The organism is Flavobacterium sp. (assembly GCF_043779715.1).
GTDB lineage: Bacteria > Bacteroidota > Bacteroidia > Flavobacteriales > Flavobacteriaceae > Flavobacterium.
This window is the reverse complement of the sequence record NZ_JAYWDT010000152.1, coordinates 1-7,379: the sequence shown is the minus strand read 5'-3', so window position 1 is coordinate 7,379 and position 7,379 is coordinate 1. Positions and strand designations below refer to the sequence as shown.

Sequence of the window (7,379 nt, the reverse complement as noted above, 5' to 3'; positions counted from 1 at the left end):
GGGTGATTGATCAATAAAAACTCTGTTACTGATTTTCTGGCTTCTTGTACACGTGGAGATGATTTACTATTCACTTCCATTCCGTCCATACAACCTGTTACACAAGATGCCATTAATTTAGGCATTGGCCTTGGGTCGGCTTCACTTCCTTTTGCAACTTCCACTAAACAACAACGGCATTTCCCACCGCTACCTTTTAGTTTAGAATAATAGCACATCGCCGGCGGAACTACTTCTCCACCTATCATACGAGCTGCCTGCAGGATTGTTGTTCCTGGTTCTACTTCTATGCTTTGACCGTCTATGGTTACTTTCATGTTTAAAGTCTTAACGTCTTAATGTCAAATGTCTTAATGTCGAATACATTTCGACTTCACTTCTTTTGACTATCATTTAAATATTTTATAAATCCACTTATTAATTTTGAAATATCTGAAACATTCTCAAATAATTCGTCAAATTCTATTTTTGTAATAAATTTAAATCCAATGCTAAATACAATTGTGATCTTACTTCTGCAGAAAATGCTTTAGCAACGAACAAAAAATATATAAATTCTTTATCCGTGTTTCTTTCAAATCCTTCTGCAATATTTGATGAAATTGAAATTGATGCCATTCTAATTTGTCTAACTAAATCAAAATCTTTTTTAAATTCTTCACCATTGGTTATTTCATAAATCCGTTTGTTGAAAATCCTTGATTTTTTCCAAGAATTAATTTCTTCAAATGAATTAAACCTTCCCATTTCCGTTACGACTTTAAGACATTGGACATTATGACTTTGGAGAAAGGTTCCGCAACAAAATGATCTCTATTTTTTATTTTTTCCGGGAAACGAATATGATATTCAAATTCTTCTCTAAAGTGACGAATTGCCGCTGCCACTGGCCAAGCTGCCGCATCACCTAATGGACAAATGGTATTTCCTTCAATTTTACTTTGAATGCTCAACAACAAATCAATATCTTCTTCGCGACCGTGACCGTTTTCTATTCGATGCAATACTTTTTCCATCCAACCTGTACCTTCACGACAAGGCGAACATTGTCCACAGCTTTCATGATGGTAAAAACGAGAGAAATTCCAAGTATTACGAACAATACAAGAGGTATCATTGTAAACAATAAATCCGCCCGATCCCAACATAGAACCAGTTGCAAATCCACCGTCACTTAATGATTCGTATGACATCAAACGATCTTCACCGTTTGCCGTTTTATAAATTAAATGTGCAGGTAAAACGGGAACAGAACTTCCTCCCGGTACAAATGCTTTCAAAGGTCTGTCAGAACTCATTCCTCCTAAATATTCATCAGAATTCATAAATTCGTAAACACTTAAACCCAATTCAATTTCATAAACACCTGGGTTTTTAATATGTCCTGAAGCTGAAATTAATTTTGTTCCTGTAGAACGACCGACACCAATTTTAGCATATTCCGCACCTGAATTATTAACTATCCAAGGCACAGCGGCAATTGTTTCTACGTTATTGACAACCGTTGGATTTGCCCAAAGTCCTGAAATAGCAGGAAAGGGTGGTTTGATACGAGGATTTCCTCTTTTTCCTTCCAATGATTCAATCAATGCAGTTTCTTCACCACAAATGTAAGCTCCAGCACCACAATGAACATAAAGTTCTAAATCGTACCCTGAACCTAATATATTTTTACCCAAAAATCCAGCAGCTTTTGCTTCGTTAATGGCTCTTTCTAATATTTTATACACCCACATGTATTCTCCCCGAATGTAGATGTAGGATAGGTTTGCACCTAATGCATAACTGGAGGTAATCATTCCTTCAATCAATAAATGAGGAATAAATTCCATCAAATAGCGATCCTTGAAAGTTCCCGGCTCAGATTCATCCGCATTACAAACTAAATGTCTTGGTTTTCCTGATTTTTTATCAATAAAACTCCATTTCATTCCTGCTGGGAAACCTGCTCCACCACGACCACGCAATCCTGAAGTTTTCACTTCTTCGACTACTTCGTCTGGTGTTAATGTTTTCAAGGCTTTTTCTACTGAAGCATAACCCCCGTTTTGACGGTATACTTCGTAGGTTTTAATTCCTGGAATATTTATTTTGTCTAATAATATTTTTTGTGACATAATTTAATCATTAAATAGATTTTCATTTATGAAATCTAGTAATTTTTTTAATTCTATATTTTCATCAGGATTTATCTCCCAAATATTTTTATCCGAATAATCATAAACAGTTGAACCTTTATAGTCCCAATTTATACTTCTATATTTTTTAAACAAATCAATTTTAGAATATAAAAATGCCTTTTGGGCTGGAATATTCAAATTTTTAGCTTTTGAATCATTTATACAACTTAACATTACATCCCAACACGTATCAAAAAAATTAAAATCAGTTTTAACACAAATGTTTAATAAATCTTCTAAAACACCTTCCCGCTCATCATTAAAAGGGAGTAAATATATTTCAAATTTTGAGTTTAACTTTGTTTCATCATGATTTAATTCTTCTATTCTTTGTTTTCTTCCTCCATTAATTTTTGTTGAATCCGTATCAAAAATAATTATATTTTTTGCTTTTTCTTCTTTTCTTTTAATGTCGGCTAATAAAGGTTGATCGGTTAATCTATCTTTACCTTTTACATCAATTACGATACTTGAATCTTCAATTTTAAAAAAAGATTTAAGTAAAAAATCAATAAATAGTTTATCACTTTTACCTTCAACAAATATTTTATTTAAACCGTACTTTTTCATTAACCTCTTAATTCAACATTAGAATCTAATCCCGCACTAATTTGGCTATATGTAAAAGTTGAAGCGTAAATTTTATCTTTATTGGTGCTTTCTTCAAGTTTTATTAATCTAATATCGTTATTGTAATTCAACAAATTTGATGCTTCAATATATGTTTCTGTACATTCTTGACTATGTGTCGTTGCAAATAGCTGTACATCTAACTCTTTGCAAACTTTCATTAAATTAATCCAAAAATCTTTCATTTTTGAATAATGAATACCTATTTCGATTTCATCGATTAGTATTCTTTTCCCTTTTAATGATAATGCTTTCAAAACAATATAGAACATTCGTTTGAAACCATCTCCAAGAAAATTCAAAGGAACGAACTCGTCTTTGTCTTTAAAACTGATTAAAAAAACTGATTTCAAATCTTCAAAATTCTCTCTCAATTCAATATCAACAATGTTTGGATTAACGACTTTTAAAGTGCTTATTAAAATTTCCTTTTCCCTTTTGGTTTTTAAATTTTCATAAATGTTTCTTGTTTCCTCTTCTATAGGTGTGTCATTGAAACTGATTAAGGGAAAATTCAATATATCTAAATTATAATCATAAATCCAATAAGTTTCTACTTGCACAACGTAATCGACATTATAACAAATAAATTGTTTAATATAGTCATCAAATGGAATATTTTTATAAAGTTCGGATCCTTTTAAAAACTTTCTTACATTGTCCTTATCGTTAATTTTTAAATCTAAAGACCTCCTTTCTCCATCATTAATAATATAATTAAAGCTTACAAAGCCTGAAAATGTACCGAAAATATATTCTTTAAAATAATTCTCTTTAGGATAAAGTGTTGAAGTTGTTATTGAATTTCCTGATTTTCTAGTAACTTCCTCAATTTTAAACTCCAATCCTCTCTTTGTTAGAGCAATATAAAAATTAGACAATAATTGACTTTTATCTTCATCAAATAATAATGCCTCCAATAAACAAGTTTTCCCTACATTGTTATCGCCCACAATCAAATTGAATTGACCAATATTCTCAACTTCAAGAAATTCAAATTTCTTAAAATTTGTAACACTGAAATATGTCAAATGATTGTTTATCATAATATTATTTATCGTGTAATAGTATTGTATCGTTTTTGCAATCTTCAATTAACTGATCTACTTTTTCTTTAGTCAAATGCTCTTTATAAAAATCGCCTAATTGCATCATTGGAGCATAACCACAAGCTCCCAAACATTCAACACCCCTAACTTCAAAAAGACCGTCTGGAGTAGGTTCACCCACTTTTACACCTAATTTTTCACAGGTATAATCGATTAAATCTTCCACCCCATTCAAACAACAAGGAGAAGTTTGACAAAATTCGAACATGTATTTTCCAATTGGTCGCTGGTTGTACATCGTGTAAAACGACACTACCTCATACACTTCTATTGGTTTAATATAAAGAATTTCAGCAACCTTGTCCATCAATTCTATGCTCAACCAATTATCGTGAGCATCTTGAACTTCATGCAGAACAGGCAACAAAGCTGATTTTCTTTTGTCTTCAGGATAATAACTAATCAATTCGTTGATACGAGACATCAATCCTTCAGTTATATTTATTTCTTGTTTGTAATGTGTTTTTTCCATTTTAATTATTTTAAATTTTGAATTATAAATTTTAAATGTTTCGAATAATTTATAATTTAAAATTCATCATTTATAATTTTACTATGCGTCTAGCTCCCCTGCGATAACGTTTAAACTTGACAAAATTACAATAGCATCCGAGAGCAAAGCTCCTTTTATCATTTCTGGATACGCTTGGTAGTAAATAAAACAAGGCCTACGGAAATGCAGTCGATAAGGCGTTCGACTTCCATCAGTAACTAAATAAAAACCTAATTCTCCGTTGCCACCTTCTACAGGATGATATATTTCGGCAACTGGAACTGGAACTTCACCCATAACAATTTTGAAATGGTAAATCAACGATTCCATACTTGTGTAAACATCTTCTTTTGGAGGAAGGTAATAATCCGGAACATCAGCATGAAAATCATTTCCTTCCGGCATTTTTTCTAATGCTTGACGAATAATACTCAAACTCTCCCATACTTCGGCATTACGAACACAAAAACGATCGTACGTATCGCCTGATTTTCCAACAGGAATAATAAAATCAAAATCTTCGTAAGAAGAATACGGTTGCGCTACACGAACATCATAATCAACACCTGCCGCTCTTAAATTAGGACCCGTAAATCCGTAAGCCATCGCTTGTTCAGCCGTTATAGCTCCAACATTTACAGTTCTATCAATAAAAATTCTATTTCTTTCGAATAAGTTTTCAAATTCTTTCCAAGCTGCTGGAAATTCTTCTAAAAAAGTGTTTAATAATTCAAATGCTTTAGGAGACCAATCTCTTTCGAAACCTCCAATTCGTCCCATATTTGTAGTCAAACGAGCGCCACAAATTTCTTCATAAATCTCGTACACTTTTTCTCTAAATTGGAACACATATAAAAATCCAGTATACGCTCCGGTGTCAACACCAAGGATTGAATTACAGATGATATGATCTGTGATTCTAGCTAATTCCATCACAATAACTCTTAAATATTGAGCTCTTTTAGGAACTTCGATATCCAACAATTTTTCTAATGTCAACCACCAACCCATATTATTTATAGGTGACGAACAATAGTTCATTCTATCCGTAAGCGGTGTTATTTGGTAAAAAGGACGGTTTTCCGCAATTTTCTCGAACGCTCTGTGAATGTAACCAATGGTTGGTTCCGCTTCCAGAATTCTTTCTCCATCCATCAATAAGATATTTTGAAAAATACCGTGTGTAGCTGGGTGAGTTGGCCCTAAATTCAGGATCGAAAGCTCGCTTCCATCTTCATTTAGTTGTTCTTTTATTCTTTTAGCATAGCGATGCTCTGGTGGTAATAATAGTTCTGACATTTAGTTAATGTGAAAAATTATAATAGTGAGTATTTTTAATAATTGTCGGTTGTTCTTCCAAAGAAACGATCGTCTTTGTCTGTTCTTCCGCTATCTTCCATTGGGAATTCTTTTCGCATAGGAAAAGAAATCATTTCATCCATATTCAAAATACGTTTCAATTGTGGATGACCAATGAAGTTTATCCCATAAAAATCGTAGGCTTCTCTTTCCATCCAATTGGAGCTCAAGAAAATATTTGATATCGATTTTATTTCTGGATTTTCACCGTTAATGTATGCTTTGATTCTAATTCTTTTATTCTTGTACCAATTGTGCAAATGATACACCACCGCAAATTGATGATCTTCATCATTGTCTGGATAATGAATCCCACACAAATCTGTTAGAAAATGAAACCGTAATGTTGAATCATTTTTCAAAAAAAGAATCACTGCAGTTATTTTATCCGCAGCAACTTCAAATGAAAATATATCTCTTTCTTGCTTGAATTCAAAAACAGAAGAATCAAATGTTTCTACTAATTTATCTTGAATTTGTATCGTTTCTAGCGCCATTGTTTATTTGATATTATAAGAAGCTAATAGTTGTTGGTATTCTGGAGAACTTCTTCTTCTTACTGATTCTGTTCGCACCAACTCTTGCAATTTCATAACTCCGTCAACAATTTGTTCGGGTCTTGGCGGACATCCAGGAACGTAAACATCTACAGGAATAACTTTATCAATCCCTTGCAAAACCGAATAGGTATCAAAAATTCCACCAGAACAAGCACAAGCTCCAACAGCAATTACCCATCGAGGCTCTGACATTTGTTCGTAAACCTGACGTAATATAGGCGCCATTTTCTTTGAAATCGTACCCATTACCATCAACATATCCGCTTGACGAGGTGAAAAACTTACACGTTCTGAACCAAATCGTGCCAAATCGTAATGCGAAGCCATTGTTGCCATAAATTCAATTCCGCAACAAGACGTTGCAAAAGGCAAAGGCCACAATGAATTTGCACGAGCTAATCCCACAACATCGTTCAGTTTTGTAGCGAAGAAACCTTCACCAACAACACCTTCTGGAGGGGCAACCATATTTATATTTGAATCACTCATTTTTTATAATTTTGAATTAGAAATTTTGAATTAGAAATTAAAATGAAATCATTTAAAATTTAGAATTCAACATTTAAAATAAATCTTTATTCCCACTCTAACGCTTTCTTTTTGATGATGTAGAAAAAACCCACCAAAAGCAAAAGCATAAAAATTACCATCTTAACCATTCCTTCCATTCCCAATTCCTTGAAATTGATTGCCCATGGATACAAGAAAATCACTTCCACATCAAACAAAACAAATAATATAGCTACCAAGAAATACTTTACCGAAAATGGTATTCTCGCATTTCCAACAGATTCAATACCACATTCAAAATTTTTGCCTTTTACTTCAGATGATCTTTTTGGTCCCAGTTTTCCTGAAACTATAATGGTTCCCACAACAAATCCTACAGCTAGGACAAACTGCATTAAAATTGGAATATAATTTAATTGATCGGATTGCATAGTATTGATTTTTGAATAAAAATAAGCTACAAAGATAACTTTCAAATTATTAAATAACAATAAAAAGTCCTAAATACATTGCAACTACAACGATGTAAATTTGCAAT

General features: G+C 32.6%; 10 protein-coding genes. All 10 read right to left on the bottom strand.

Translation table 11 applies throughout. From position 1 onward, the window contains the following. The coding region (locus tag ACH2BG_RS07595) for a 2Fe-2S iron-sulfur cluster-binding protein (protein ID WP_395047103.1) at nucleotides 1–317 on the bottom strand (317 nt) is incomplete at its 3' end. 145 nt (nucleotides 318–462) lie between these two features. After that, nucleotides 463–747, bottom strand: coding sequence for a four helix bundle protein (locus ACH2BG_RS07590; RefSeq protein WP_395047102.1), 285 nt, complete (start codon nucleotides 745–747; stop codon nucleotides 463–465). Between the two features lie 5 nt (nucleotides 748–752). Further along, nucleotides 753–2,117 carry an NADH-quinone oxidoreductase subunit NuoF gene (gene nuoF / locus ACH2BG_RS07585; RefSeq protein ID WP_395047101.1) on the bottom strand — a complete coding sequence of 455 codons (1,365 nt, stop codon included), beginning with the start codon at nucleotides 2,115–2,117 and terminating at the stop codon, nucleotides 753–755. Between the two features lie 3 nt (nucleotides 2,118–2,120). Next, the gene (locus ACH2BG_RS07580) at nucleotides 2,121–2,750 is read right to left on the bottom strand and encodes a DUF3226 domain-containing protein (protein WP_395047100.1); all 630 of its coding nucleotides are present in this window, start codon (nucleotides 2,748–2,750) and stop codon (nucleotides 2,121–2,123) included. After that, nucleotides 2,750–3,856, bottom strand: a complete 1,107-nt coding sequence (locus tag ACH2BG_RS07575) for an ATP/GTP-binding protein (RefSeq protein WP_395047099.1) — start codon at nucleotides 3,854–3,856, stop codon at nucleotides 2,750–2,752. The genes ACH2BG_RS07580 and ACH2BG_RS07575 overlap by 1 nt, the downstream gene beginning before the upstream one ends. 4 nt (nucleotides 3,857–3,860) lie before the next feature. Continuing rightward, on the bottom strand, nucleotides 3,861–4,391 hold the full coding sequence (locus tag ACH2BG_RS07570; RefSeq protein ID WP_395047098.1) for a complex I 24 kDa subunit family protein: 531 nt from the start codon (nucleotides 4,389–4,391) through the stop codon (nucleotides 3,861–3,863). A gap of 81 nt (nucleotides 4,392–4,472) precedes the next feature. Beyond that, nucleotides 4,473–5,711: an NADH-quinone oxidoreductase subunit D gene (locus ACH2BG_RS07565; RefSeq protein ID WP_309757423.1), complete on the bottom strand. Its 1,239-nt coding sequence runs from the start codon at nucleotides 5,709–5,711 to the stop codon at nucleotides 4,473–4,475. Nucleotides 5,712–5,746: 35 nt separating this feature from the next. Next, nucleotides 5,747–6,268 (bottom strand): NADH-quinone oxidoreductase subunit C, encoded by a 522-nt coding sequence (locus ACH2BG_RS07560; protein WP_395047097.1) that lies wholly within the window; start codon nucleotides 6,266–6,268, stop codon nucleotides 5,747–5,749. A gap of 3 nt (nucleotides 6,269–6,271) precedes the next feature. After that, nucleotides 6,272–6,820 carry an NADH-quinone oxidoreductase subunit B gene (locus tag ACH2BG_RS07555; protein ID WP_395047096.1) on the bottom strand — a complete coding sequence of 183 codons (549 nt, stop codon included), beginning with the start codon at nucleotides 6,818–6,820 and terminating at the stop codon, nucleotides 6,272–6,274. Between the two features lie 86 nt (nucleotides 6,821–6,906). After that, nucleotides 6,907–7,272 carry an NADH-quinone oxidoreductase subunit A gene (locus ACH2BG_RS07550; RefSeq protein ID WP_395047095.1) on the bottom strand — a complete coding sequence of 122 codons (366 nt, stop codon included), beginning with the start codon at nucleotides 7,270–7,272 and terminating at the stop codon, nucleotides 6,907–6,909. Nucleotides 7,273–7,379 lie beyond the last annotated feature (107 nt).